The sequence below is a fragment of the Metabacillus mesotrionivorans genome (assembly GCF_052171315.1).
Classification (GTDB): Bacteria; Bacillota; Bacilli; order Bacillales; family Bacillaceae; genus Bacillus_P.
Map to the genome: position 1 here is coordinate 130,582 of NZ_JBQMFF010000002.1, position 25,403 is coordinate 155,984.

Annotated in this window: 24 protein-coding genes and 1 pseudogene; 18 read left to right on the forward strand and 7 right to left on the reverse strand. The window is 43.6% G+C overall.

The features are described 5' to 3' along the window. Positions 1-91: 91 nt before the first annotated feature. Entirely contained in the window at positions 92-355 is a 264-nt protein-coding gene (locus ACTSEZ_RS05575; RefSeq protein WP_029281106.1) for a hypothetical protein, read from the forward strand. Positions 356-387: 32 nt separating this feature from the next. Here ACTSEZ_RS05575 and sspO read toward each other — a convergent pair whose 3' ends face one another. Further along, positions 388-537: a small acid-soluble spore protein SspO gene (gene sspO / locus ACTSEZ_RS05580; protein ID WP_369733194.1), complete on the reverse strand. Its 150-nt coding sequence runs from the start codon at positions 535-537 to the stop codon at positions 388-390. A gap of 243 nt (positions 538-780) precedes the next feature. Here sspO and acnA point away from each other — a divergent pair, with 243 nt between their 5' ends. The 7 genes from acnA to ACTSEZ_RS05615 all read left to right on the forward strand — a co-directional run bounded on the left by acnA (position 781) and on the right by ACTSEZ_RS05615 (position 5,755). Then, positions 781-3,507 (forward strand): aconitate hydratase AcnA, encoded by a 2,727-nt coding sequence (gene acnA / locus ACTSEZ_RS05585; protein ID WP_369733195.1) that lies wholly within the window; start codon positions 781-783, stop codon positions 3,505-3,507. 126 nt (positions 3,508-3,633) lie between these two features. After that, entirely contained in the window at positions 3,634-4,161 is a 528-nt protein-coding gene (locus tag ACTSEZ_RS05590) for a TlpA family protein disulfide reductase (RefSeq protein WP_369734058.1), read from the forward strand. A gap of 103 nt (positions 4,162-4,264) precedes the next feature. Continuing rightward, a complete protein-coding gene (locus tag ACTSEZ_RS05595; RefSeq protein ID WP_081870140.1) occupies positions 4,265-4,396 on the forward strand; it encodes an FbpB family small basic protein in 132 nt (43 codons plus the stop codon). Positions 4,397-4,462: 66 nt separating this feature from the next. After that, entirely contained in the window at positions 4,463-4,606 is a 144-nt protein-coding gene (locus ACTSEZ_RS05600) for an acid-soluble spore protein N (protein WP_369733196.1), read from the forward strand. Positions 4,607-4,679: 73 nt separating this feature from the next. After that, positions 4,680-4,910 (forward strand): small acid-soluble spore protein Tlp, encoded by a 231-nt coding sequence (gene tlp, locus ACTSEZ_RS05605; RefSeq protein WP_369733197.1) that lies wholly within the window; start codon positions 4,680-4,682, stop codon positions 4,908-4,910. Between the two features lie 99 nt (positions 4,911-5,009). Next, positions 5,010-5,432: an acyl-CoA thioesterase gene (locus ACTSEZ_RS05610; protein WP_369733198.1), complete on the forward strand. Its 423-nt coding sequence runs from the start codon at positions 5,010-5,012 to the stop codon at positions 5,430-5,432. Between the two features lie 2 nt (positions 5,433-5,434). Then, positions 5,435-5,755, forward strand: coding sequence for a hypothetical protein (locus tag ACTSEZ_RS05615; RefSeq protein ID WP_369733199.1), 321 nt, complete (start codon positions 5,435-5,437; stop codon positions 5,753-5,755). On the opposite strand, the gene ACTSEZ_RS05620 is transcribed toward ACTSEZ_RS05615, so the two are convergent. The 3 genes from ACTSEZ_RS05620 to plsY all read right to left on the reverse strand — a co-directional run bounded on the left by ACTSEZ_RS05620 (position 5,749) and on the right by plsY (position 7,922). Further along, positions 5,749-6,051, reverse strand: a complete 303-nt coding sequence (locus ACTSEZ_RS05620) for a HesB/YadR/YfhF family protein (RefSeq protein WP_369733200.1) — start codon at positions 6,049-6,051, stop codon at positions 5,749-5,751. The two genes, ACTSEZ_RS05615 and ACTSEZ_RS05620, sit on opposite strands and share 7 nt — an antisense overlap. 59 nt (positions 6,052-6,110) lie before the next feature. Next, a complete protein-coding gene (locus tag ACTSEZ_RS05625) occupies positions 6,111-7,238 on the reverse strand; it encodes a CapA family protein (protein ID WP_369733201.1) in 1,128 nt (375 codons plus the stop codon). 99 nt (positions 7,239-7,337) lie between these two features. Beyond that, positions 7,338-7,922: a glycerol-3-phosphate 1-O-acyltransferase PlsY gene (gene plsY, locus ACTSEZ_RS05630; protein ID WP_369733202.1), complete on the reverse strand. Its 585-nt coding sequence runs from the start codon at positions 7,920-7,922 to the stop codon at positions 7,338-7,340. A gap of 106 nt (positions 7,923-8,028) precedes the next feature. Between plsY and ACTSEZ_RS05635 the strand changes: the two genes are divergently transcribed. From ACTSEZ_RS05635 to parC, 3 genes are all read left to right on the forward strand, one after another. Continuing rightward, positions 8,029-8,442, forward strand: a complete 414-nt coding sequence (locus tag ACTSEZ_RS05635; RefSeq protein ID WP_369733203.1) for a CoA-binding protein — start codon at positions 8,029-8,031, stop codon at positions 8,440-8,442. Between the two features lie 453 nt (positions 8,443-8,895). Then, positions 8,896-10,860: a DNA topoisomerase IV subunit B gene (parE, locus tag ACTSEZ_RS05640; protein ID WP_369733204.1), complete on the forward strand. Its 1,965-nt coding sequence runs from the start codon at positions 8,896-8,898 to the stop codon at positions 10,858-10,860. 3 nt (positions 10,861-10,863) lie between these two features. Beyond that, complete coding sequence (gene parC / locus ACTSEZ_RS05645) at positions 10,864-13,287, forward strand: DNA topoisomerase IV subunit A (RefSeq protein WP_369733205.1); 2,424 nt, start codon at positions 10,864-10,866, stop codon at positions 13,285-13,287. 193 nt (positions 13,288-13,480) lie between these two features. Here the strand turns inward: parC and ACTSEZ_RS05650 are convergent, their stop codons facing one another. Continuing rightward, on the reverse strand, positions 13,481-13,789 hold the full coding sequence (locus ACTSEZ_RS05650; protein WP_369733206.1) for a hypothetical protein: 309 nt from the start codon (positions 13,787-13,789) through the stop codon (positions 13,481-13,483). Between the two features lie 185 nt (positions 13,790-13,974). On the opposite strand from ACTSEZ_RS05650, the gene ACTSEZ_RS05655 reads away from it, so the two are divergent. From ACTSEZ_RS05655 to cydC, 6 genes are all read left to right on the forward strand, one after another. Next, positions 13,975-15,384, forward strand: coding sequence for an alanine/glycine:cation symporter family protein (locus tag ACTSEZ_RS05655; protein WP_369733207.1), 1,410 nt, complete (start codon positions 13,975-13,977; stop codon positions 15,382-15,384). A gap of 374 nt (positions 15,385-15,758) precedes the next feature. After that, positions 15,759-17,090, forward strand: a complete 1,332-nt coding sequence (locus tag ACTSEZ_RS05660) for a cytochrome ubiquinol oxidase subunit I (protein WP_369733208.1) — start codon at positions 15,759-15,761, stop codon at positions 17,088-17,090. Positions 17,091-17,101: 11 nt separating this feature from the next. Further along, positions 17,102-18,115, forward strand: a complete 1,014-nt coding sequence (locus ACTSEZ_RS05665; RefSeq protein ID WP_369733209.1) for a cytochrome d ubiquinol oxidase subunit II — start codon at positions 17,102-17,104, stop codon at positions 18,113-18,115. Positions 18,116-18,125: 10 nt separating this feature from the next. After that, positions 18,126-18,230, forward strand: a complete 105-nt coding sequence (cydS, locus tag ACTSEZ_RS05670; RefSeq protein ID WP_407656354.1) for a cytochrome bd oxidase small subunit CydS family protein — start codon at positions 18,126-18,128, stop codon at positions 18,228-18,230. 47 nt (positions 18,231-18,277) lie between these two features. Continuing rightward, entirely contained in the window at positions 18,278-20,002 is a 1,725-nt protein-coding gene (gene cydD / locus ACTSEZ_RS05675; RefSeq protein WP_369733210.1) for a thiol reductant ABC exporter subunit CydD, read from the forward strand. Continuing rightward, entirely contained in the window at positions 19,999-21,711 is a 1,713-nt protein-coding gene (cydC, locus tag ACTSEZ_RS05680; protein WP_369733211.1) for a thiol reductant ABC exporter subunit CydC, read from the forward strand. Before cydD ends, cydC begins: the two co-directional genes overlap by 4 nt. A gap of 43 nt (positions 21,712-21,754) precedes the next feature. Here cydC and ACTSEZ_RS05685 read toward each other — a convergent pair whose 3' ends face one another. Then, entirely contained in the window at positions 21,755-22,744 is a 990-nt protein-coding gene (locus tag ACTSEZ_RS05685) for a hypothetical protein (RefSeq protein ID WP_369733212.1), read from the reverse strand. Between the two features lie 203 nt (positions 22,745-22,947). On the opposite strand from ACTSEZ_RS05685, the gene ACTSEZ_RS05690 reads away from it, so the two are divergent. After that, complete coding sequence (locus ACTSEZ_RS05690; RefSeq protein WP_369733213.1) at positions 22,948-23,772, forward strand: glycerophosphodiester phosphodiesterase; 825 nt, start codon at positions 22,948-22,950, stop codon at positions 23,770-23,772. Between the two features lie 581 nt (positions 23,773-24,353). On the opposite strand, the pseudogene ACTSEZ_RS05695 reads toward ACTSEZ_RS05690, so the two are convergent. Continuing rightward, positions 24,354-25,291: pseudogene (locus tag ACTSEZ_RS05695) on the reverse strand (LAGLIDADG family homing endonuclease). Positions 25,292-25,403 lie beyond the last annotated feature (112 nt).

Consider the following 25,403-nt stretch of genomic DNA (forward strand, 5'->3'; position numbering starts at 1 on the left):
GCAGGTCCTTCATGCAAAAGGGAGGCTGTATAATATGACCATTGAAAAACCAAAATAAAGACAGATTCAGCAACTTTAAGGAGGGAAAATCATGCCTTATCATAAAAATAAACAGCAGGCGTTTCAGGCCGCACAGCAGGGGACTGCACAGGCGGAGAATATGTACCAGCAGCTTTCAGCAGAAACACCGGATTACGGAATTCAGCTCAGTCATTTGAAAGAAGAGATCAACGAAGCTTATGAACAGATCAACAATGCGCTTGAAGTTGCATCAGAAACGCAGAGGGAAACACTTGAACAATACAGAAGAGATTTGTCAAAGATTGTTGCTGAAGTAAATATTGAAGAACAATAAACAAAAACGACGGGAAATCCGTCGTTTTTTGTTTATTGATTAGATTTGCGTTTCTTATTATTCTGCTTCTGCGCTGCTGATAGAGGCTCATTTGAAAATTCTTCGTTGTATCCTGCCCCTTTTCCTTGAGCGGAAGCTGCATTCATGCCTTCATTTGCATGGTTAGCCTTGCGTTTGGCCATAACTGTCACCCCCATGCTGATAGTGTTTGTTTTCTTTTAAAATTGATGTGCGCGGTTAAAATTCTTTCTATTGAAAAAGATCTGAAGTTTACAACTATAAGAACTACTTATGTACTTTGATAACAGCATTGTTATTTACTTATGTTAAAACATGTATTAAGATGAACATGTGCGAAGTAATTGGTGGGAGAGACCGAGGTTTCGACACAAACGTCGATTTTGATTTAAAAGGGGAGAAAACATATGACGAAACAAGAGCAATTAGCACATCACGATGTTTTCCAAGCGCGTAAAAGTTTTACAGTAGGCGGAAAAACATACAACTATTATTCATTAAAAGCATTAGAAGATGCAGGAATCGGCAATGTTTCCAAACTGCCGTATTCCATTAAAGTTCTGCTTGAATCTGTCTTGAGACAAGTAGATGGAAGAGTTATTACAAAAGAGCACGTTGAAAACCTTGCAAAATGGGGCACAGCTGAGCAAAAAGAACTTGATGTGCCATTTAAGCCATCACGCGTCATTCTTCAGGATTTTACAGGCGTTCCTGCCGTTGTTGACTTGGCATCCCTTAGAAAAGCAATGGCTGACATCGGCGGAAATCCTGATGTCATCAATCCAGAAATTCCGGTTGATCTTGTCATTGACCACTCTGTTCAGGTTGATAAAGCCGGTACAATGGACTCTCTTCAATTTAACATGGAGCTTGAGTTCGAGCGCAACGCAGAACGCTACAAATTTTTAAGCTGGGCTAAGAAAGCGTTTAACAACTACCGCGCGGTTCCTCCTGCAACAGGAATCGTTCACCAGGTAAACCTTGAGTACCTTGCAAATGTCGTTCACGCTGTTGAGGGTGCAGACGGCACATTTGAAACATATCCGGATTCACTTGTAGGAACAGATTCCCATACGACAATGATCAACGGCATCGGTGTCCTTGGATGGGGTGTCGGCGGAATTGAAGCTGAAGCAGGCATGCTTGGCCAGCCTTCATATTTCCCGGTTCCTGAAGTAATTGGCGTTAAACTTACAGGTAAAATGCCAAACGGAACAACGGCTACAGACCTTGCACTGAAAGTGACTCAGGTTCTACGCCAAAAAGGCGTAGTAGGCAAATTCGTGGAATTCTTCGGACCTGGCGTACCGCAGCTTCCGCTTGCAGACCGCGCGACAATTGCCAACATGGCACCAGAGTATGGCGCAACATGCGGATTCTTCCCGGTTGACGGCGAATCACTTGAATATATGAAGCTTACAGGCCGCGACAGCGAGCTTGTTGATATGGTTGAGGCATACTGCAGAGAGAACGAACTTTTCTTCTCGCCTGATGTGGAGCCTACGTACACTTCGGTTGTAGAAATTGACCTTGCAGAAATCGAGCCGAATCTTTCAGGACCTAAACGACCTCAGGATCTAATTCCTCTTTCTGCTATGCAAAAATCGTTCCAGACAGCTCTTGCTGCACCTGCCGGAAATCAGGGCTTTGGTCTTGAAGCTGCAGAAGCAGGAAAAGAGATTTCTGTTACGCTTGCAAACGGCGAAGTGACAAAAATGAAGACTGGCGCGATTGCGATTGCTGCCATTACAAGCTGTACAAACACATCGAATCCTTATGTTCTTGTAGGTGCAGGTCTTGTAGCTAAAAAAGCGATTGAAAAAGGAATGAAGGTGCCGGCTTACGTAAAAACTTCTTTAGCTCCAGGCTCAAAAGTTGTTACAGGCTACCTTGAAAATTCCGGCCTTCTGCCATATATGAACCAATTAGGCTTCAACGTGGTAGGGTACGGCTGTACGACTTGTATCGGAAACTCAGGTCCGCTTGCTGATGAAATTGAAAAAGCGGTTGCTGAAAACGATCTACTAGTTACATCCGTTCTTTCCGGAAACCGTAACTTTGAAGGACGAATCCATCCACTGGTAAAAGGAAACTATCTTGCTTCTCCGCCGCTTGTTGTGGCATATGCACTTGCAGGCACAGTGAACATTGACCTTAAAAATGATTCACTTGGAAAAGACAAAGACGGAAATGATGTCTTCTTTGATGACATCTGGCCTTCTATGGATGAGATTAATGAAATCGTTAAGCAAACGGTAACTCCTGAGCTGTTCAGACAGGAATATGGCCGCGTGTTTGACGACAATGAGCGCTGGAATGCCATTCAGACAACAGATGAGGCTCTTTACAAATGGGATCAGGATTCTACTTACATTCAGAACCCTCCATTTTTCGAGAACCTGAATCCGGAGCCGGGTCTTGTTGAACCGCTCAGAAATCTCCGCGTTGTAGCTAAGTTTGGTGACTCTGTGACAACAGACCACATTTCACCGGCAGGTTCAATCGGAAAAGACACGCCTGCGGGCCGTTACCTTCAGGAAAAAGGCGTAAGCCCTAGAGAGTTTAACTCATACGGTTCACGCCGCGGTAATCATGAAGTGATGATGCGCGGTACATTTGCCAATATCCGCATTAAAAACCAAGTAGCACCTGGAACAGAGGGCGGATACACTACGTACTGGCCTACTGGTGAAGTAACGTCCATTTACGATGCATGCATGAAGTACAAACAAGACGGCACAGGCCTTGTTGTTCTTGCCGGCAAAGATTACGGAATGGGAAGCTCACGCGACTGGGCTGCTAAAGGCACAAACCTTCTTGGCATTAAAACGGTTATTGCTGAAAGCTTTGAACGCATTCACAGAAGCAACCTTGTATTCATGGGCGTTCTGCCGCTCCAGTTTAAACAAGGCGAAAATGCTGAAGTGCTTGGTTTGACTGGAACTGAATCAATCGAAGTGCTGATTGACGAGACGGTTAAGCCGCGCGACCATGTGAAAGTGAGAGCGACTGATGCAGAAGGCAATGCAAAAGAATTTGAAGTGCTTGTCCGCTTCGACAGCGATGTTGAAGTTGACTACTACCGCCATGGCGGAATTCTTCAAATGGTTCTTCGCGAGAAGATTAAAGGCTGATGATAAAGAGGGCGGACTTCCGCCCTTTTTTATTTTGTTCAATTCAGTTGTTCTTTTGAAAAAGAGATGATTTAATGAAAAAGAGACTTGTCCATTTGGGGACAGCATATACATAAACAGACAAGCATGCACCAAGGGGGAAAAACGGTGAAAAGAATACTTGCCATAGGACTGCTCGTGTTTTTGGCAGGCTATGCCGTCTGGTTTGCCATCCTGCCGAAAGAACCTGAAGAAGGACTTGAAATAGGCAACAAACCGCCGGAATTTGAAATGGAAACACTTAGTGGAGAGACCGTCACGCTTGATGATGTGAAAGGCAAAAAAGTAATGGTGAATTTCTGGGCGACATGGTGTCCGCCGTGCGAAGCGGAAATGCCGGAAATGCAAAAACTGCAGGATGAGCATAAGGAAGAACTGGTTGTTCTGGCTGTAAATATGACGAACGCCGAGAAAAGCCTCGATGATGTGGAAACGTTTATTTCAAAGCGGAAATTAACGTTTCCTGTGGCACTTGATAAGGATGGCCGCGTCAGCATTCAATATGAGGTTTATTCATATCCGACGACCTATTTCCTTGATGAGGAAGGCAGTATCCTGAATATATCAAGAGGAGGAATGACAAAGGAAACGATGGAAAAACTTTTGGAACTGTAGGGACTGTTCATAACGAACAGTCTTTTTTCATTTAATTAAAAATCCTCGATTAATTTACAGATTATTGGAAATAATGGATGTAATACATATGGAGGTGTACTGCATGAGAAAAATGAAAAAAATGACGTTTGAAGAGTTAGTGCTCGAAAATAAAAAAGAGCTTATGAAAGATCAGGAAGCTCTTGATAAGCTTGAGGAAAGAGTCGAGCAGCGTCTGCTTGACAAGCTCAGCTAAATCCAACACTTGGCTGTCATGTTCGCTTTCTCTCTGGAGAAGATAAAGGAGAGGAGGCGAGTGACCATGACAAATTCAAATGACAAACAAAGCCACTTTACCCCGAACCATATCGGAACAAAGTCAAGAGGCTTTGGCGGGAATAAGGGAAAACAGATGCAGAATAAATCGAATGAACATGCACAGGTTATACAGACTAAAGGAGAATAATTAAGTTATCATAATTTTATTATGTTAACTAATCAGCTCCATTTTCCATCATCTTAGAAAAGGAAGTGTTCATATGGCCTATAAAGCAAATCCGGATGATCGTTCTGATAACGTAGAAAAATTGCAGGACATGATTCAAAATACAATGGAAAACATTGATAAATCCCAGGACAGCCTGCAATTTTCAAATGAAGAGGAACGTGCGCGCATTGAAGCAAAAAATGAGCGCAGAGAAGAGAGCATACAGGCTTTCCGTACTGAAATTAAAGATGAAGCTTCTGCTCGAGAAAACGGTTATAAGTAACCGTACAGGAGACGGCTCTGTGCCGTCTCTATTTTTGTGCGAAAAAAAAGCTTATGGTATGATAATGGGTATTCATGGTGTGATTAGGAGAGGAACTAGATGCTTGTTTCAAAAAAAGAAATAGAAGTAAGATATGCAGAAACAGATCAGATGGGCGTTGTCTATCATGCCAATTATCTGATCTGGATGGAAGTAGGAAGAACAAAACTTGTTCAGGACCTTGGCTTTTCTTATGCTGAAATGGAAAAAGAGGGCGTTATTTCACCTGTTATCGACCTGCAGGTCCGCTATAAAAAGCCGCTTACATATGGAGATACTGTAACAGTCCATACATGGATTGAAGAGTACAATGGATTTAAAGTAGCCTATGGCTACGAAATGTACACTCCCCAGGGAGAGCTTGCTCTTCAGGCGGTATCCAATCACGTGTGTGTAAAAAAGGATACATTTAAACCCATTCAAATCCGAAAAGCTTATCCTGAATGGCATAAAGCATACGAGAAAGCGAAAAAGCAGGGATAACCTTGGCATTTGGGATAAATCGGAGCGAACTTAACGAGTGGAAGTCGCAAGTGGAAAAAGGTGAAATCGCCTTTCTTACTCATTTCTGGATGGATCCGCGCTTCAAGAACTCGCATGCTGTGACAAAAGCAGGATGTTCTGACGTGGACAAACTGATCAGGTGGGGAGATAGATACGGGCTGAAAAAAGAGTGGATTCATGACTACAAAAACCTGCCGCATTATGACCTTATGGGGGAACTGCAGCTTAGAGTCCTGAAGGATCATGGGCTAAGCAGCCATATTGAGCGGTTTCATCTCGAGAAAAAACCCGCGGATCATTGATCTGCGGGTTTTTTATAGTCAAATACAGGTTCGCCTCTATCATGGTCATAATCGACAAGCAAATCATTCTGATCAAAGTACCAGACATCGCTCTCCTCGATGAAAAACGTGATGCCGTTCTTCTCCGTTTTGGCTCCGGCTTCTTTCGGCGAATCTTTGACAACACCCAGCGAAAATCCTTTTTGAATGGTGCTGCTTCCGCCATATCTCACAAAGAAGCGAAAAGAGTCCCCGCTCTCGATGTTCATCTCTTCCTGATACCATTTTACAGCTTCGTCACTCATATGTATTTTCATGAAAGCTTCACTCCTTCTCTCATACTTTACCACGAAAAAGCAAATCAAAACTCATTTTTTTACTCGTTTTGGTTCAAATATTGAAACATGTGCTCCTGAATTTCTTTATTTTGGGCAGCATTGACGTTTTTCAGTTCTTTTACGCGGTATGTGCGATTGTTCTGATTCACAACAATCGTCGGCTCAAAGGATGGGTCAGCGAGCAGTATCTGCTTGTTTCCATTTTCCGCTTTTTTGCTGATTTTAATGGAGAAAACTCCGCCGATATCCTTATAGTCGCTGACTTGTCCTGAAAGGAAGTTTCCGAGAGAATAGACGACAAAAGTTCTGTTCCCGTCCTGTCCATTCACCCATTCCATTGGCTGCAGGACGTGGGGATGGTGGCCGATGACAAGGTGAACGCCCTCATCAGCCAAAAAACGGGCAAGCTCCTGCTGTTCTTCGTTCGGGAGCCTGATATATTCAACTCCCCAGTGCATGCTGACGATGACCGCATCTGCCTGTTTTTTCATTTCCTGTATTTCCCGTTTCATCTTAGGCTTATCAATCAGGTTCACAAGATGGGGTTTTCCTTCTGGTACGGGAATGCCGTTTGTTCCGTATGTGTAGGCGAGAAATCCAAGTTTAATGCCGTTGACATTTAAGATTCTCGGCTCTTCAGCATCTTTCGGACTGCGGTAGGAGCCAACATAAGGCATCTGAATCTCGTCGTAGCGCGCCGTTGCATTTAATATCGCTTTTTCTCCTCTGTCAAGCGTGTGGTTATTCGCTATCCCTGCAATATCAACCCCTGCATCCTGAAAAGCGTCAATCACCTCAAAGGGACTGTTAAAAGAAGGGTAGGTAGACAGCCCGATTTCTTTCCCGCCAATCATGGTTTCCTGATTGGCAAATGTGATGTCGGCCTGTCCGATCAGAGGTTTTACATCTTTGATCATGGGCTTAAAATCGTATGTACCTGAAGGCTGTTTTGCATCATTGTATACTCTGCCGTGAATGAGAATATCTCCGATTGCAGACAATGTCAGCTCAGACTGAAACGTTTTTGGCTGATGCTTTGTCTGGATGGTTTGATGAAGCTCCACTTTCTTTTGAGGGGCTTCAGCAGGTTCTGCTGCCAGGAAAAAGGCAGCTGTGCCCATTGCAGCAATAGCTGCAGCTGCTGTAATAATCCATTTATTCTTCATGATGGTATCTCCTAAAAGGTTTCTTTTCCTTCATCATATATGAAGTGGTCAAAAAAGAAAACGTTTTACGGAAAACAGAAAAAGCCGCCTGGGGCAGCTTTAAATCCATTTTACTTTAGGTTCTGTTTTTTCTTTAATGCGTTTAATGTTTGCACGGTGGCGGTATATAACAAACAGGGCCAGCACACTGACAACGGACGTCAGAATGACATCACCGTAAAAGATGCTGAAGACGACCGCATAGATGCCCGTCAGCATGGACGACAGAGATACATACTTCGTCAGGTAAAGGAAAAGAAAAAAGACCGCAAGCATCGTAACAAACATCAGGGGTGCCGAGAAAAGCAGAATGCCGCCTGAAGTAGCAACGGCTTTTCCTCCTTTAAATCCTGCAAAAACCGGGTATGTATGGCCGATGACAGCGAATACGCCAATCAGAAGCGGGTGAACACCTTCAAATCCGAAAAGAACGGGCAGAGAGGCTGCAAGGGTTCCTTTCAGAATATCTGCGGCAGTAACAAGCAAACCGGCTTTAACCCCAAGCGTTCTAAACGTATTCGTACCTCCAAGGTTGCCGCTTCCATGTTCGCGGATGTCAATTCCGTATCCCGCTTTGCCTACAATCAGGCCTGAAGGAATGGAACCCAGCAAATAAGCTAAAATAATAATGGCAGCAATGAACAATGGATCCGCTCCTAACACTTTAAAAATAGATAATCTTATTTTATCATGTAACTAGCACTTAAGACTACGTCATAAAAAGAAAAAACCAAAAAAGGAGTGTCCAAAGATGAATATAGAAATCCCATCAAGAGAAGAAATCGGCAAGATTTTAAAGAAAAGCAGGCGCATTGCTGTTGTAGGATTGTCCGATCAGCCTGACAGAACGTCTTACATGGTCAGCAAAGCTATGCAGGATGCAGGGTATGAAATTATTCCGGTAAATCCTATGGTTAAAGAAGTGCTGGGAGTAAAAGCAGTCAGTTCTTTAAAAGAAATTGAAGGCCACATTGATATTGTGAATGTATTCAGAAGATCCGAACATCTCCTGCCTGTGGCAGAAGAGTTTCTTGAGGCAGACGCGGATGTGTTCTGGGCGCAGCTCGGGCTTGTAAATGAGGAAGCCTACAATCTCCTTAAGGATAAAGGATATACCGTCATTATGGACCGCTGCATTAAAGTTGAACATGCTTTAACAAAATAAAAAAATCACATGGGCCATGTCCCATGTGATTTTTTTGTCTGTCCCACGCCATCAACACAGCGGCAAACGGGCCGATAAATAGCTATGAGAGGAATGCTTTCCCCTTTTTTTGCATATCAGATGAGATTCAGCCTAATACTGGATAAAAATGATTGTAATCGGATGCGTCTGTTAAGGTGAGAGGGAATTCAACATTTTTCCAAAAAATTTTCAATTTTGCCGTACATCTGCTAAGATTTAGTTTGCGAAACTTACGGCAGCAAATAAAATATAGCATAGGCATTTATTTTTATACGCTGTCATTTCTAATCAATGGTAAACTTAAAAAGAGTAATAGGTAAAGGCTTGTCACGCTGTCCGGATGTAAGATACAATAGATGCAAACGTACGTTCTTGTTTGCGGGACAGGTTATTATCAGCGGCACTTGTTTTTTTGAAAGGAGCTTAAATCGTTTGAGTAAGCAGCAATTTGAGTACAATGATGATGCGATCCAAGTATTAGAGGGGCTTGAGGCTGTGCGCAAAAGACCGGGGATGTATATCGGCAGCACGGATGCAAGAGGACTGCATCACCTCGTTTATGAAATCGTGGATAATTCCGTCGATGAAGCACTCGGCGGATTTGGCGACCATATCATTGTCAAAATACATAAAGACAACAGTATATCTGTTACAGACAAAGGCCGGGGGATGCCAACAGGCATGCACAAACTCGGAAAACCAACAGCGGAAGTCATCATGACTGTTCTCCATGCAGGAGGAAAATTCGGTCAGGGAGGCTATAAAACGAGCGGCGGACTTCACGGTGTCGGTGCATCGGTTGTAAATGCCCTTTCTGAATGGGTGACTGTCACCATTCACCGCGATGGATTTACCTATCAGCAGCGGTTTGAAAATGGCGGAAAACCAGTTACAACGCTAGAGAAGATCGGAAAATCAGCCAAAACGGGCACAATTATTCACTTTAAGCCGGATCCGGTAATTTTCAGCACAACGACCTATAATGCCGAAACATTAAGCGAGCGCTTACGCGAATCAGCCTTTCTTTTAAAAGGCTTAAAAATAGAACTGATTGACGACCGGAATCAGACGAAAGAAGTCTATCATTATGAAACCGGAATTGAAGCCTTTGTTTCCTATCTTAATGAGGAAAAGGATTCCCTTCATAATGTCGTATTCTTTGAAGGGATCCAAAACAGCATTGAAGTTGAATTTGCCTTTCAGTTCAATGATGGCTATTCGGAGAATATTCTCTCTTTCGTCAATAACGTGCGCACGAAAGACGGCGGCACACATGAATCCGGATCCAAGACCGCAATGACACGCGCTTTTAATGAATACGCCAGAAAAACAGGCATTTTAAAAGAGAAAGATAAAAATCTTGATGGATCAGACATTCGCGAGGGCCTTTCAGCCATCGTTTCTGTCCGCATACCGGAAGAGCTTCTTCAGTTTGAAGGACAGACAAAAGGGAAGCTTGGAACGAGTGAGGCAAGATCAGCGGTAGATGCTGTTGTTTCAGAAAACCTTGCCTATTTCCTTGAGGAAAATCCGGAAACGAGCACGCTTTTAGTCAGAAAAGCGATAAAGGCCTATCAGGCAAGAGAAGCTGCCAGAAAAGCGCGGGAAGAAGCAAGAAGCGGGAAGAAACGAAAGCGGTCTGAAGCGACGCTGAGCGGGAAGCTGACGCCTGCACAATCAAGAAACCCCCAGAAAAATGAACTGTACCTGGTGGAAGGAGACTCTGCGGGAGGCTCAGCAAAGCAAGGGAGAGACCGGCGTTTTCAGGCAGTTCTTCCTCTGCGAGGAAAAGTGATTAACACTGAAAAAGCGAAGCTTGCGGATATTTTCAAAAATGAAGAGATCAATACCATTATTCATGCAATCGGCGCTGGTGTCGGTGCAGATTTTCAGGTGGAAGACTGCAATTACGACAAAGTTGTCATTATGACGGATGCCGACACAGACGGCGCTCATATCCAGGTGCTGATCCTGACTTTCTTCTACCGTTATATGAAACCGCTGATTGAAGCGGGGAAAGTGTTTATTGCCCTGCCTCCCCTGTACAAGGTGAGCAAAGGCACCGGAAAAAAAGCCGTCATCGAGTATGCCTGGTCTGATGAAGAACTTCAGGGCGTACTGAAAAAAGTCGGCCGGGGATATATGATCCAGCGCTATAAGGGTCTTGGCGAAATGAATGCTGATCAGCTCTGGGAAACAACGATGGATCCTGCAACAAGAACGCTTATCAGGGTGCGCATTGATGATGCTGCACGTGCTGAGCGCCGGGTAACAACCCTTATGGGAGATAAAGTAGAGCCGAGAAGAAAATGGATTGAAAGCAATGTCGCATTTGGGCTTGATGAAGAAACAAATATTCTTGAAAACGAAAACTTATCCGTCACAGAGGAGGAATAACAGATGACACAACAAGAAAAATACCGCGATCTCCCTCTTGAAGATGTGATAGGTGACAGGTTCGGCCGCTACAGCAAATACATCATACAGGACCGAGCGCTGCCTGATGCCCGTGACGGGCTGAAGCCTGTGCAGCGCAGAATCCTGTATGCCATGCATGTTGACGGCAATACAAACGATAAAAACTTCAGAAAATCAGCAAAAACAGTCGGTAATGTTATCGGTAATTATCATCCTCACGGAGACACATCTGTTTATGATGCCATGGTAAGGATGAGCCAGGACTGGAAAGTGCGCAATCTCCTGATTGAGATGCACGGCAACAACGGAAGCAATGACGGCGACCCGCCTGCTGCGATGCGTTATACAGAGGCGCGTCTTTCACCGATTGCATCTGAGCTTTTAAGGGATATCGAAAAACGGACAGTAGAATTTGTGCCGAACTTCGATGATACAAGCAGTGAACCTCTTGTTCTGCCTGCCATGTATCCAAATCTCCTTGTAAACGGGTCAACAGGTATATCAGCGGGTTACGCAACAGACATTCCGCCTCACCATCTTGGAGAGGTCATTGATGCTGTGATGAAACGCATTGACAAACCGGACTGCACAGTTGACGAACTCATGACTGTTATAAACGGCCCTGATTTTCCGACAGGAGGCATTATTCAGGGAATTGACGGCATCAAGAAAGCTTATGAAACGGGTAAAGGGAAAGTCATTATCCGGGGAAAAGCGGAGATTGAAAGCGTCAGGGGCGGCAAACAGCAGATTGTCATCACAGAAATTCCATTTGAAGTAAATAAGGCAAACCTTGTGAAGCGCATGGACGAGTTCCGGATTGAGCGAAAGCTTGACGGCATTGCTGAGGTCCGTGATGAAACTGACCGGACCGGAATGAGGGTTGTCGTCGAACTGAAAAAAGACGCTGATGCACAGGGAATTCTGAATTACCTGTACAAAAACAGCGACCTGCAGGTTCCTTATAATTTTAATATGGTGGCCATACATAACAGACGCCCGACACTCATGACGCTGCCTGCCATTCTTGATGCTTATATTTCGCATCAGAAGGAAGTCATCACAAACCGCTCCAAATACGATCTTGAAAAGGCCAAAGAGCGCCAGCATATCGTCGAAGGACTCATTAAAGCCCTGTCTATCCTCGATGAGGTGATCGCTGTTATCAGGGCATCCAAAGACAAACGGGATGCAAAGGATAACTTAATTGCAAAGTTTGCGTTTACAGAAATTCAGGCTGAAGCCATTGTATCCCTTCAGCTTTATAGATTAACAAACACGGATATCACGGCTCTTCAAAATGAAGCGAAAGAGCTTGATGAAAAAATAGCACAGCTTCTTGACATCCTGAACAATGAGAAAAAACTGTATCAGGTGATCAAAACAGATTTGAAAAAAATCAAAAAAACCTATGCGGATCAAAGACGCTCTGTCATCCAGCATGAGATTCAGGAAATAAAAATCAACCTTGAAGTGATGATTCCGTCAGAAGACGTCATTGTTACAGTAACAAAGGACGGCTATATCAAACGTACGAGCAGCCGTTCATACTCTGCATCAAATGGCCAGGATTTCGGCATGAAAGAAACAGACAGGCTGCTGGGGAAATTTGACATTAATACAACCGAAACCATTCTGCTGTTCACAAGCAAGGGCAATTACATCTATTGTCCGGTTCATGAAATTCCTGATATCCGCTGGAAGGACCTCGGCCAGCATATTGCCAATCTTGTCAGCCTGGAGCGGGATGAACAGCTGATAAAGGCCATGCCTGTTAAAGATTTTGAAGCCGCGCAGTACCTGCTCTTTGTCACAAAGAACGGGATGGTCAAGAAAACCGAACTTAAATTGTACAAGGCCCAGCGGTACTCGAAAGCCTTAATGGCTGTCAATCTTAAAAGCGATGACGAGTTGGTCAATGTTTTTATGACATCTGGAAACGATGATCTGTTCCTCGCGACGCAGTTCGGATATGGATTGTGGTTTGCTGAGGAAGAAGTCGGCATTGTGGGCGCAAGAGCAGCAGGAGTCAAAGGAATGAATCTGAAAGAGGGAGATACAGTAGCAGGCGCTGCGGTTTTCCCTGCAGGAGACATTCCGCAGATTGTCATTGTGACACAGCGGGGCGCTGCAAAGAAAATGTCGCTTAAAGAATTTGAAAAGACTTCAAGAGCCAAGCGCGGATTAATTATGCTGAGAGAGCTGAAGAACAATCCTCACAGAGTCGTTGGCATGCACCTTGTCGATCAGTCCAGCAAACTGATGCTGAAGACAGAAAAAGGGCATACAGAAGAAATTCACGCAGCACAGCTGCGCGCAAATGACAGGTACAGCAATGGATCTTTCTTTATCGATGAGGGAGATTCCGGGTCAGTTAAAGAAGTGTGGGTGCCAGTCACCCAGTAAATGAAAAGACATCCCTGAAATGAAAAGGGATGTCTTTTTTGCGTCTTATTTATTTTTAGAGAAGTATTCAGTAAACGCGTGCATAATCTCAATTCCCTGATACAAAAATAGACTGAAGGCCGTTAATGAAAAACCAGTCACCATAATTAGTCTCATCCAGAACATCGCATTTCCCTCCTTTTTTAAAAAGATTCTAGGGTCTTAGCGATGAACGGCCATAATAGGAGGACTGGTAAAAAACAGACAGCAGAAATTTCTTGAACTGGCCTGCTGAAGCTGACAAAGCAGCAATCACGGCAGCCGCTAAAAGTACAGGTATCAAGCTTGACTCGCTTTGTTCCATGCTGAAAGGCATTTTCTCGTATTCAGCTTTATCCGCTGAAACCAGCTGAACATGCTCTTCAACATCAAAAGCCGGTGTCTTTACGGGATGATGCTGCACATGCGGCGAAACCCCGGTCAGGAGAAGGGCAATGAGAAATAGAAAGATTGTCTGTCTCATAACATTCCTCCTTTTAAATCGTGCAATCGAATATACATAATCATAACGCATAATGACGGATTCGAACAGTGGAAACTTTTTTCGTTTTTACTGTGCAAAACGACAATTTCTGATATACTCTAACTTTGTGATGTTAGGATTCCTAACATAAAGTTAGAAAATTTATTTTTTTCAGGAGGTTTAATATGGATTTTTTAAATGGAATTATTTCCGGCGGGAATACAATTCTGTGGTCATACTTGCTGATCTATATGCTTGTAGGACTTGGTTTGTATTTCACAGTCCGTTCAAGATTTGTCCAGTTCTGCTACTTTGGCGAAATGTTCAGGCTTCTAAAGGAACCTGCAATGGTATCCAAAGAAGGCAAGAGAGGCATTTCGTCCCTGCAGGCATTCTTTATCAGTGCAGCATCAAGGGTTGGCACCGGTAATTTAGCGGGAGTAGCTATTGCCATTGCCGTTGGAGGACCGGGTGCGGTTTTCTGGATGTGGCTGATTGCGCTTGTAGGAATGGCTTCAAGCTTTGTAGAAAGCACACTTGCGCAGGTCTACAAAGTAAAAGACGGAGATCAGTTCCGCGGCGGACCTGCTTACTATATGGAAAAAGCGCTGAAGGCAAGGTGGATGGGCATCCTGTTTGCCGTTTTAATAACGTTATGCTTCGGGCTGATTTTCAATGCTGTTCAAGCCAATACCATTGCTCTTGCTTTTGACAGTGCATTTGCTGTGGACAAAACGGTTATGGGCATCATTTTGGCTGTCTTCACCGCACTGATTATTTTCGGCGGTCTGAAAAGAGTAGCTGCAGCATCCCAGATCATCGTGCCTGTTATGGCGCTGATCTACATAGCTGTTGCTCTTGTCGTTGTTATTATGAACATTACAGAAGTGCCGAACGTCATCGCCGTCATTTTTGCAAATGCTTTTGGATTCGAGCAGGCAGTAGGCGGAGGTATTGGCGCTGCAGTTGAAAACGGAATTAAAAGAGGACTGTTCTCGAATGAAGCAGGTATGGGAAGTGCACCGAACGCTGCCGCTACGGCAAACGTTTCTCACCCTGCTAAACAAGGTTTCATCCAGACACTTGGCGTGTTTTTCGACACGATTATCATCTGCAGCACAACAGCATTCCTGATTCTTCTGTTTGACACGACACCGGATCCTTCGCTGGACGGTATTCAAATCACCCAGGCAGCTTTGCAGTCTCACATTGGAGACTGGGCAGGCACGTTCCTGGCTGTAGCGATTCTGCTGTTCGCCTTTAGTTCGGTTATTGGAAACTACTACTACGGGGAAACAAATATTGAGTTTTTAAACGGAAGCAAGACCGTTCTGTTTATCTACCGTTTAGCAGTAGTAGGGATGGTTATCTTCGGATCGGTATCAGGTTTCCAGCTGATTTGGGATATGGCTGATCTCTTTATGGGTCTTATGGCCGTTACGAACCTTATTGCCATTGCCATCCTTTCAAAAATTGCATTTGAAGTGCTGAAAGATTATGCACGCCAGCGCAAAGAAGGCAAAAATCCTGTATTTAAAGCAAGCTCCATCAAAGGACTTAAAAATACTGAATGCTGGGGAGACGATGAGGTTTAACCTCTGAATAAGAAGCATTAACGGATTCATCCACTGCTAAAGCACACCTTTCAGTTTCTGAGCGGTGTGCTTTTTCTTTTGAAAAGCGGAGGCCGGCAAATGGGGAGGAAGCAGATTTTTATAGAGAAGGCATAGGGGCTTTGTCAAATGTCCTGCTGTAAAAACAGCGAAGAGTTTGTGAAAATGTGAACAAACTTTATCAATTCATGTATTTCTATCGTTTTACAGATGAATTTGGGCTAAACTAATCAGTAGAAGCAGATCATTCCATTTATTTATGTGAAAACATTCACAAACATTTGTTTTAATTTTCCTGATTAGAGGAAAAGAATGGATAAACTGCTATTTATTGCGTGAAGTAGGGGGGAACGAAATTGTTTGAGTATGATCCGGTATTGTACAGCAGAATTCTGACAGGCTTGACACTTGCATTTCATACGATTTTTTCCACACTTGGAGTAGGTGTGCCGCTGCTCATTGCTCTTGCAGAGTGGATTGGCATCAAGCGAAATGATGAACATTACCATCTGCTTGCAAGGAGATGGGCGCGGGGCTACATCATCACAGTGGCTGTCGGGGTTGTTACAGGAACGGCAATAGCCCTTCAGCTCAGTCTGCTGTGGCCGAACTTTATGCAGGTTGCAGGCCAGACAATCAGTCTGCCGCTGTTTTTAGAAACTTTTGCGTTTTTCTTTGAAGCTATTTTTCTAGGTATCTACCTTTATACATGGGACCGCTTCAAAAAGAAAATCTACCATTTGCTGCTGCTGATTCCGGTGGCTCTCGGAGCGACGCTTTCCGGTTTCTTTATTACAACTGTGAATGCTTTTATGAACGCTCCGCTTGGATTTAATATGGAAAACGGAGTTTTGACTGGTGTAAACCCGCTGCTTGCGATGTTTAATCCGGCAACGCCGACAAAAATGGCGCACGTGCTGTCTTCAGCCTACTTAACATCTGCCTGTGTGCTGGCCGCCATTGCCGCATTTATGATTCTAAGGGGCAGAAAGCATGTTTATTACAAAAAAGCACTCAGACTTTCTATGACTGTGGCTTTTGTCTGTGCAATAAGTACAGCCGTTATTGGCGATCTATCAGGAAAATATTTGGCAGAGTACCAGCCTGAAAAGCTGGCTGCTGCAGAATGGCATTTTGAAACAACAGAAGAAGCATCATTAATTCTCGGAGGAATCCTTGATGAAAACAATGAGGTCAAGTATGCGCTTGAGATTCCCTACGCATTGAGCATTCTTGCGCACGGAACGCCGGATGCAGAGGTGGCGGGGCTTGAAGAGTTCCCGGAGGAAGAATGGCCGCCGCTGATTGTCCATTATTTCTTTGATCTGATGGTTGGAATCGGCATGTTTTTGGCGTTTGTATCCTTCCTGTACATGGTCATGAGATGGCGGAAAAAATCTAATGAGCTGAACCGGATTCTCTTATGGCTGATTGTCAGCACGGGTCCTCTTGCCATGCTTGCCATTGAAGCGGGGTGGTTCTTTACAGAAGAGGGCAGACAGCCTTGGATCTTAAGAGGCTACATGACAACGGCGGAAGGTGCCACAACATCAGGCTACGTTGACATCATGCTGTATTTGTTCATCGCCCTGTACGCGGTGCTTGCTGTATCAGCCGTTGCTGTGCTTCGCCGTACATTTAAGGCAAATCCCGCTGAGCGCGAGCTTGAAAAATTAGGATTGAAATAGGAGAGGACAAGATGGATTATGAACTGATTGGAATTACCGTGCTCTGGACATTTTTGTACGGATACCTTATTGTGGCGTCCATTGATTTTGGTGCAGGTTTTTTCAATTATTACTCTGCACTGACAGGACGTGGGCCTATTGTAAAAAAAGTGATTAACCGGTATTTGTCTCCGGTCTGGGAAGTGACGAATGTATTCCTGATCTTCTTCTACATTGGATTGGTCGGATTTTTTCCGTCGCTTGCCTTTTACTACGGTACAGCCCTTCTCGTGCCAGGAAGCATAGCCATTATTCTAATTGCCCTGCGCGGTTCGTATTATGCGTTTCATCACTACGGTAACCGAGAAAGTCTCTGGTATCAGTTTTTATATGGAGCGACAGGCCTGCTGATTCCGGCTTCTCTGTCCGTTGTGCTTACACTGTCTGAAGGCGGCTTTATTGACGTCAGCGGGGATGAGGTACAGCTGAATTACGCCGAGCTCTTTACAAGCACGTATGCGTGGGCCGTCGTCTTTCTGGCGATTGTAAGTGTGCTCTATATCTCTGCAAGCTTTCTGACGTTTTATGCTCATAAAGCGGGAGACAGCAGTGCCTTCAACCTTCTGCGCAAATATGCGCTGTTTTGGAGCGGCCCGACCATTCTTGCAAGCCTGCTCGTTTTTGTGTCCTTAAGAGAGCATAATCCGGGTCATTTTCAGCGGATGATGGATATGTCCTGGCTTTTTGGTTTATCTCTTCTGTTTTTTGCGGGTGCCGTGTATTTGATTTGGAAAAAGAAGCGTTTGGGCGTTTCGTTTATCCTGGTCATGCTGCAGTTTGCGGCTGCATTTTACGGATACGGGGCATCGCATCTGCCGTATGTGCTTTATCCGTACGTCACGATCTACACAAGCTTTACAAACGATACCATGGCCCTGGCACTCATCCTTGCATTTCTTGCAGGATTAATGCTCCTTGTACCGTCGTTATACTTGCTGATGAGGCTGTTCCTGTTTGATAACGATTATGTGAAAGGCAAAAAATAGGAGGGATATCATGCAGACCTTTTTGATAATGGTGGCACCGGTACTAATTGTCGCAGTGACCGTTACAGGATTATTTGTCTGGGGTGCTTACGCAAAAGAGCCCTATGAAAAATAAAACGTGCAAAAGCTTGATAGGCTTAAACGCATAAAGGAGTCCGTGTGATGCAGCTGAAACATCTGGCGTCAAAACATAAAAAACATATTTGGCTTTTGAGGCTGCATGCTTTTTTAACAGGTGCAGCCGTTATAGCACAGGCGTGGCTGTTCGTCAGTATCACAGATGCCGTCTTTTTAAAAGACACGCCATTCCGGGATGTTGTTCCTGAACTATTTATTTTGCTCGCAGTGTCCCTTTGCAGGGCAGGATTTATGTATTTCGGCAAAAAAACCGGCGTTACATTAGCGGCAGCCGTTAAGAAAGATATACGTTCATCGCTTCTCAAAAAGATGTCCAGAGAATCTGTTTTATCCTCTTCCGGCGGACAAACCGGCAGGAAAGTAAATGTACTGCTGGATGCAGTGGATGAAATAACACCTTATTTCAGCACATACATTCCTCAAATGATCCAGACGGGAATCATTCCGCTGATGATGGCCGCTGCCGTATTTACGCAGCATGTGTACTCCGGCATCATTCTGCTGGTCACAGCCCCTTTTATACCGCTTGCAATGGCACTGGCAGGCAGGAAAAGCAAAGATAAAGCAGAGCGGCAGATGGAGAGGCTCTCGCAATTTTCCGGCCATTTTCTTGATGTTCTTCAGGGGCTTGTGACATTGAAGATGTTCGGACGTTCAAAGGAGCAGAAAGACAAGATTGCAGAGAGCAGTCTGGAAATCCGTGATGCCACAATGCAGGTTTTGAAGGTAGCATTTCTCTCAGCGCTATCCTTGGAGTTTATTTCAATGCTCAGCATTGGACTGATTGCCTTTGAACTTGGCCTACAGATTGTTGTCTTTCAGACTGTGACATTCTTTTCTGCCTTCTTTATTCTCATTCTTGTTCCTGATTTCTACCTGCTACTTAAAGATTATGGCAGTGCCTTTCATGCAGGCAGAGGAAGCATGGGTGCTGCGAAGCTGATAGCAGAAGAACTAGAGGAGCGGGATAAAGCTGCAGTGTGGGGAGATCAGGAGACTGGCGGAGGACCGCCTGAGCTTCATCTGAAAAAGGCTTCTTACTCATATAAGAACAGTTCATTTGCATTGCATGACATTCATGTTCACCTTAAACCGTTCGAAAAAGCAGCCATTGTCGGCAGAAACGGATCAGGTAAGACGACCCTTCTTCATCTGATCAGCGGGCTGATACAGCCTGATGAAGGTGAGTTGATCATAAATGGCAAAGAGAGGGCAGCTTATGATGAAATGAGCTGGTTCAGCAGGATGGTTTACATTTCTCAGCATCCCTATATCTTCTCAGGGACAATTGCAGAAAATATAGCCATTGGCCAGCTGAAAGAGACGAGCCGGCGGGAAATAGAAGATGCAGCCCGCAAAGCGGGTCTTGCTTCCATGATTGAAGCTCTTGAACACGGGTTTGATACGGTCATTGGAGAAGGGGGAAGGGGTCTTTCTGGAGGCGAAAAGCAAAGGCTTGCTCTAGCCAGGGCATTTCTGAAGAAACCGGCATTCATTTTGTTTGATGAACCGACCACAGGCCTTGACCTTCATACAGAAAGGATTCTCCAGCAGTCGATAAAAGAGCTTGGGGAAAACGCATCAGTTATTACCGTGGCTCACAGGCTGTACACAATTAAAGACGCAGACGTTATTTTTTATATGGAAAACGGAAGACTTGCGGCTCAGGAGACTCATTTGGAACTGCTGGAGCGTTCCGAGTCTTACAGCAGCATGTTTCATATGCAAGTAAAGGAGGCGGCCAGATGAAAGACATTTCTCATATTGCACGTTTAATGTGGAATGAAAAAAAGGATATTTGGCTTACAGTCTTATTGGGCTTCCTTGCGGGTATAACGGGAATCGCGCTATTTGCATCGAGCGGCTACTTGATTTCAAAAGCCGCTCTGCTGCCGCCTCTTTACACACTCACAGTTATGCTCGCGCTATTGAAGCTTGCGGGTATTGCGAGAGCACTCAGCAGATATGCAGAGAGGCTTGTTTCCCACAGGGCAACCTTTACCATTTTGAAGGATGTGCGCGCCTCCTTTTATGAAAAGCTTGAACCAATGGTCCCAAGGATCTTCAATACGTACCGGAGCGGCGACCTGCTTTCAAGAATAGTCGGGGATGTAGAGAACCTTCAGAACTTTTTCCTGAGGGTATTTTATCCGCCGGTCGTCTTTCTGTTTGTCTTTTTAAGCACGATTGCATTTGTATCGTTTTACTCCGTCCCCATTGCCATAATGCTTTTAGCTGGTATGGTGCTGACAGGAATGGTGATCCCGGGGTACTTTGCATTTCTTCAAAAAAAAATCGATGACTCAGTCCGGGACATGAGAAGCCTGTTCTCATCAGAAGCGGCTGAATTTTACTATGGGTACAGAGATTTAAAGATCTATGGACAGACGGCAGAAAAAGAAGAAAAGCTTCGCAGGATGTCTGATATTCTTGCCGATAAACAGGCGCAATTAGATAACAGGGTGAATCAGACACAATCCATCAATACGGCCATTACGGTCATCATAAACTGCGGGGTTTTGGCACTCGGAGCTTATCAGGCAGCAGCGGGAGAGCTTGACGGTCTGTATCTTGCCATGCTGGTGATGATTTCTCTTAATGTATTTGAGTTTGCCGTTCCGATGGCTGCTTTTCCAGTTTATTACGAAGAAAGCATGCGTGCTTCTAAAAGATTGTACTCACTCCCGGAAGAGCCGGTCATACAGGAAGAAAAGAAGCAGGCTGACATCACAAAGGATGGGTTTTCTATTCAAGTAAAGAATGTTCATTATTCTTACGGAACAGCGGGCTCCGGTCTAAATGGTGTTACTGTCACGTTTCCGCAAGGTTCAAAAACGGCTGTTGTCGGACCATCCGGTTCAGGAAAATCCACGCTGCTTATGCTGTTAATGAAAATGTATGAACCGGAAGCTGGAGAAATTATTTTGAATGAAAAGCCGCTTTTCGACATCAGCAGTGAGAGCATGTGGGATAGCTGCAATATTGTTCTGCAGGATAACCACTTTTTCTATGGGACTATCCGTGAAAATTTACTGATCGCTGTTAAAGAAGAAACAGAGGACTCAGAGCTGATACACGCACTGAAGGAGGCAGGACTTGAGAACAAACGGCTTGATGATCCTGTTCTTGAAAAAGGCGATAACCTGTCAGGCGGCGAAAAACAGAAGCTTGCCATCGCAAGAATCCTGCTGAAAAAAGCGGGGCTGTGGCTGCTTGATGAACCAACAGCTTCAATGGATCTCCTGTCAGAGCAGAGCATTCAAGACACCTTATTTAAGCATGCCGGCGGCAATACACTCATCCTCGTCAGTCACCGGCTAACCGGGCTTGAGAAGATGGATCAGATCATTGTCATGGATGGAGGGCGCATTCTTGAAAAGGGATCCTATGCAGAACTCATGGAGAGAAAAGGTTATTTTTACGGTCTGAAGCAGATTGAACAAGAGGTGTTAGTATAAAAGATAAAATCCCTCTCGATATGGAGAGGGATTTTTTGTGTGCCTACTGTCCTTTCGACAGCAGGCTGTCTACATGGAACTTCTCAGGCGGCGTTTCAAAACCGGCAGAGGTCTGTAAATCAAGTATTTTAAAAGTAACTTCAAGGCTTGACGCAGCATCATTCAGCGGGATGTTGAATGTTTCAGCACCTTTAGAGGTAATAAACAGCTTCTCATCTGATGCCAGTTCAACTCCATCCTGGAAATAGGTGATGTCTGCTTTTATGGCAACCTGTGATTGATCGGAAGCAGCAAAGGTGATTTTATCTTTTTGAACCTTTTTTAATTGGGGCTCTGTAAGAATTCTGCCCCTGTCAGGCGTTACGCCTGTTTCTTTTTCAAGATAATCAATAAGCTCCTTGTTTTCAAGCACATTAGGAAGGTCCTTATTTTCATGCTGTGTCATTTGATAGAAAGGCTCATTGCTTGATAGAAGATCGTTTTTGCTCGTTTTTCTCCCTGAACCATACAGCAGCACATAGTCATCAGCCATAATTTCCTGTGGATACCACATATGATTTCCATCCGAATAGTTCCAAAAAGCATCCCACAGCACAGGGGCATCTTCAAGTCCTCTAAGTTTACTCCACTCAGAGAACGGAAAGTGATGGCTTTTTATATAGTGATAGGCAAAATGGTGCCCATATTCATGTGAGAGAGTATCTCTGTAGGAGGAGACATTTGTATATGTGTCTCCCTTATAAAGGGTAATTGTGTCTGTTAGTGCGTGAAACCTTCCTTTTGTCGCTGATCCGTTTAAAGAATCTCCTTGAATACGCACTTCCTGAAGAAGAGATATCTCTTTTCCATGTTTATTTTGAATCAATTCCTTATATAGTTCTTTTAAATTTTCTTCATCCCATTCATCGCTGTAGCTTAGAAACATAATCCCTTCTGGAGACTGATAGCTTGCTTGATAGCGTGTATCATAAACCAGCGGGTCAAGACTGACCAGAAAGGGAAGGGAAAACAGCAATAGCAGATGTTTCATCATCTTGTTCACTCCTCTAACATGAGTCTAACATGCTGAGAACCGACAATGAATTACCAATACTTGTATGTAAAGAAATGCATGATAAATTTCCCAGAATGATTCACATGATTGATAACATTCTGACATCTCATTTTCACATTGGATACATATTCATCCAGTAAACTGAAGCTGTTCTTACAAATGAAGATAGAGGAGACGATAAAATGATGAAAACTTGGGCAGCTGGAGCGGGAATGGCCATCATATTGCTTGGAGCACCGTTATTGCAGCCGTCAGCAGCAGATGCTTCAGCGGTGAAAAAAGTGGAAAATGTAGCACACAGGGGGGCTTCAGGCTATGCTCCGGAAAATACACTTGCAGCCTTTGATAAAGCGGTAGAGATGAAAGCGGATTATATTGAAATCGACGTTCAGCAGAGCAAGGACGGCGAGCTCGTGATCATTCATGACACCACAGTCGACCGGACGACTGACGGGAGCGGCAAAGTAAAGGATCTTACATACGATGAACTCAGCAAGCTTGACGCAGGCAGCTGGAAGGGCGAAGAATTTACTGGTGAAAAAATTCCTACATTTGATGATATTCTTGACCGCTACAGAGGGAAAACCGGCATTCTGATTGAGCTGAAAGCACCTGAGCTTTATCCGGGCATCGAAGAAAAAGTGGCTGAAGAGCTTCAGGAACGCAACATGGACAAGCCTCAAAATGAAAAAATCATTGTTCAGTCATTTAACTTTGACTCAATGAAAAAGATGGATTCCCTGCTGCCTAAAGTACCAATCGGCGTGCTGACATCTTCGATTCTTCATACAACTGATACGGCACTGAATGAATTCAGCACATATGCAGATTACTTTAATCCAAACTACGGCATCGTTTCAAAGGATTTAGTAGCAAACGTGCATGAAAAGGGCATGAAAATCCAGTCTTGGACCGTCCGGACACAGGAAACTGCCGATTTTCTGCTTGAGATGGGTGTAGACGGAATCATTACGGATTATCCCGATTATGTTGATCCACGAAAATAAGAAGATAAGCCGGCTCTCTAGAGAATAGAGGCCGGTTTTTTTGATTTAGCAAAGAAAACATCTGGAAATGAGTGGATTATTAAAACTAGTAAAACAATGTTCTAAATAATCATTATAAAGAAGCTTTAGCCATAAGAGATGATAACCATTAGTTTATAATCGTCAGCAAGCTGTAAAAAGAACCAGATAAAAAGATTCAATCATAAAAACGTTATGTAAACTGAGTTTAAATTGTAGAAGAGGTATTGGGAATTAGTTCAATGAGTAATGTGCATAATCAAGAGCAAATTTAACGAATAAAAAAATCGTCAGCTGAAAATATGCGTAGATGTATATAATTATATAAATAATCTATAGAGAAATGCGTGCAGCATATGCAGTTTAATAAAAAGATTCCAGTGATCTGAAGAAAATCTTAATAGTGTGTCTAAGACGTTATTTTTTGTTTCTGTCTCACTTACTTAAGTTTACTTGTTGTTTGAGACTAGAAAATACACTTCATATGTAACTGTCTATAATTTATATTATGTAAACAGGACAATTGTTAATTAAAAAGAGGTCAGAATCACCTCTTTCTACATTTATATATTGTATTTTGTTCTCCAGTTCTTAATTGTCTGCGGTTTTACGTTTAGGATACTGCAGATTTCTTCTATTGATTTATTTTGTTCGTAAAGCTCTTTAAACAATTTTAGACGTTCGTTCACTGCTGCTTTTGTCATTTTAAGAGGTCGATCATTTAATTGTTCTAAAGGAATCTTATCTAATCTAAACTCGTTAAATTTCCTTATTAAATATAGCGTTTTATTCCTGTAAATCCATTCTCCGAACATTTGAATGGTTCTTGCACCAGTCAGAAAAAGTCTGCTGAAATTTTTCTTATGAATCAAAAAGGGTTCAAAACCATTTTCTTCAAGTGAATTTTTTAACTAAAGATAAACTCTTTTGATCCGCTAACAAAGCTTATTTGTTTCTTTTTATGATTCACGTACCCATCTCCATCAAAATACCCTCTAATAAAATGACTTATGTACTCTTCTGGTACATAAGGGAATTTAACAGATCCGGACTTATTAGAAGAAAAACCGTGTAAATTAATCAGATCGGATTTCATTATTTTGCTGTTCAGATTTAATATAAACACACCAGTTTTTTTGTTTTGTAAAAGAGGCTGATCGGTATTCAGTTCTTTTTTAATCAGAATTAAAATATAACTCTCCTTTTGAGAAATACTGATTTGCTGCAGCTTATCATGAATGCATCCGTCAGCAGCAAAAAAACCGAGCAGATATGCCATTGTTGGACTCCATTGCTTGAAGTAATGCTCATTAAAGACATACTTCCTCTTCCAGCTCCCCCTCGGCCGCATTTCTACCCCATGTTTTGAAAGAATATTGCGTATGCTGCCTGCTGTAACACCTGCCAGTTCGGCGATTTCCGATGTGCTCTGGCCATCTTTGTAAAGCCTGATTACTTCTTCGCTTTCAAGCAAACATTTCCTGTTTTTAGATGCTGACACGGTATAACAGCCTCCAGTACAAATGGTTTTCGGTTCATTTTTATTATATCGAACACTTGTTCTGTACGTCTATTTTTAGCACTTTTCTATGTGAACATAAGAAAAAGCCCCT

Excerpts from the sequence above, each read along its gene's own strand:
- ACTSEZ_RS05575 (WP_029281106.1), top strand. The coding sequence starts at position 92 with ATGCCTTATCATAAAAATAAACAGCAGGCGTTTCAGGCCGCACAGCAG.
- sspO (WP_369733194.1), bottom strand. The coding sequence starts at position 537 with ATGGCCAAACGCAAGGCTAACCATGCAAATGAAGGCATGAATGCAGCT.
- acnA (WP_369733195.1), top strand. The coding sequence starts at position 781 with ATGACGAAACAAGAGCAATTAGCACATCACGATGTTTTCCAAGCGCGT.
- ACTSEZ_RS05590 (WP_369734058.1), top strand. The coding sequence starts at position 3,634 with ATGCACCAAGGGGGAAAAACGGTGAAAAGAATACTTGCCATAGGACTG.
- ACTSEZ_RS05595 (WP_081870140.1), top strand. The coding sequence starts at position 4,265 with ATGAGAAAAATGAAAAAAATGACGTTTGAAGAGTTAGTGCTCGAAAAT.
- ACTSEZ_RS05600 (WP_369733196.1), top strand. The coding sequence starts at position 4,463 with ATGACAAATTCAAATGACAAACAAAGCCACTTTACCCCGAACCATATC.
- tlp (WP_369733197.1), top strand. The coding sequence starts at position 4,680 with ATGGCCTATAAAGCAAATCCGGATGATCGTTCTGATAACGTAGAAAAA.
- ACTSEZ_RS05610 (WP_369733198.1), top strand. The coding sequence starts at position 5,010 with ATGCTTGTTTCAAAAAAAGAAATAGAAGTAAGATATGCAGAAACAGAT.
- ACTSEZ_RS05620 (WP_369733200.1), bottom strand. The coding sequence starts at position 6,051 with ATGAAAATACATATGAGTGACGAAGCTGTAAAATGGTATCAGGAAGAG.
- ACTSEZ_RS05625 (WP_369733201.1), bottom strand. The coding sequence starts at position 7,238 with ATGAAGAATAAATGGATTATTACAGCAGCTGCAGCTATTGCTGCAATG.
- ACTSEZ_RS05635 (WP_369733203.1), top strand. The coding sequence starts at position 8,029 with ATGAATATAGAAATCCCATCAAGAGAAGAAATCGGCAAGATTTTAAAG.
- parC (WP_369733205.1), top strand. The coding sequence starts at position 10,864 with ATGACACAACAAGAAAAATACCGCGATCTCCCTCTTGAAGATGTGATA.
- ACTSEZ_RS05650 (WP_369733206.1), bottom strand. The coding sequence starts at position 13,789 with ATGAGACAGACAATCTTTCTATTTCTCATTGCCCTTCTCCTGACCGGG.
- ACTSEZ_RS05655 (WP_369733207.1), top strand. The coding sequence starts at position 13,975 with ATGGATTTTTTAAATGGAATTATTTCCGGCGGGAATACAATTCTGTGG.
- ACTSEZ_RS05665 (WP_369733209.1), top strand. The coding sequence starts at position 17,102 with ATGGATTATGAACTGATTGGAATTACCGTGCTCTGGACATTTTTGTAC.
- cydS (WP_407656354.1), top strand. The coding sequence starts at position 18,126 with ATGCAGACCTTTTTGATAATGGTGGCACCGGTACTAATTGTCGCAGTG.
- cydD (WP_369733210.1), top strand. The coding sequence starts at position 18,278 with ATGCAGCTGAAACATCTGGCGTCAAAACATAAAAAACATATTTGGCTT.
- cydC (WP_369733211.1), top strand. The coding sequence starts at position 19,999 with ATGAAAGACATTTCTCATATTGCACGTTTAATGTGGAATGAAAAAAAG.
- ACTSEZ_RS05685 (WP_369733212.1), bottom strand. The coding sequence starts at position 22,744 with ATGATGAAACATCTGCTATTGCTGTTTTCCCTTCCCTTTCTGGTCAGT.
- ACTSEZ_RS05690 (WP_369733213.1), top strand. The coding sequence starts at position 22,948 with ATGATGAAAACTTGGGCAGCTGGAGCGGGAATGGCCATCATATTGCTT.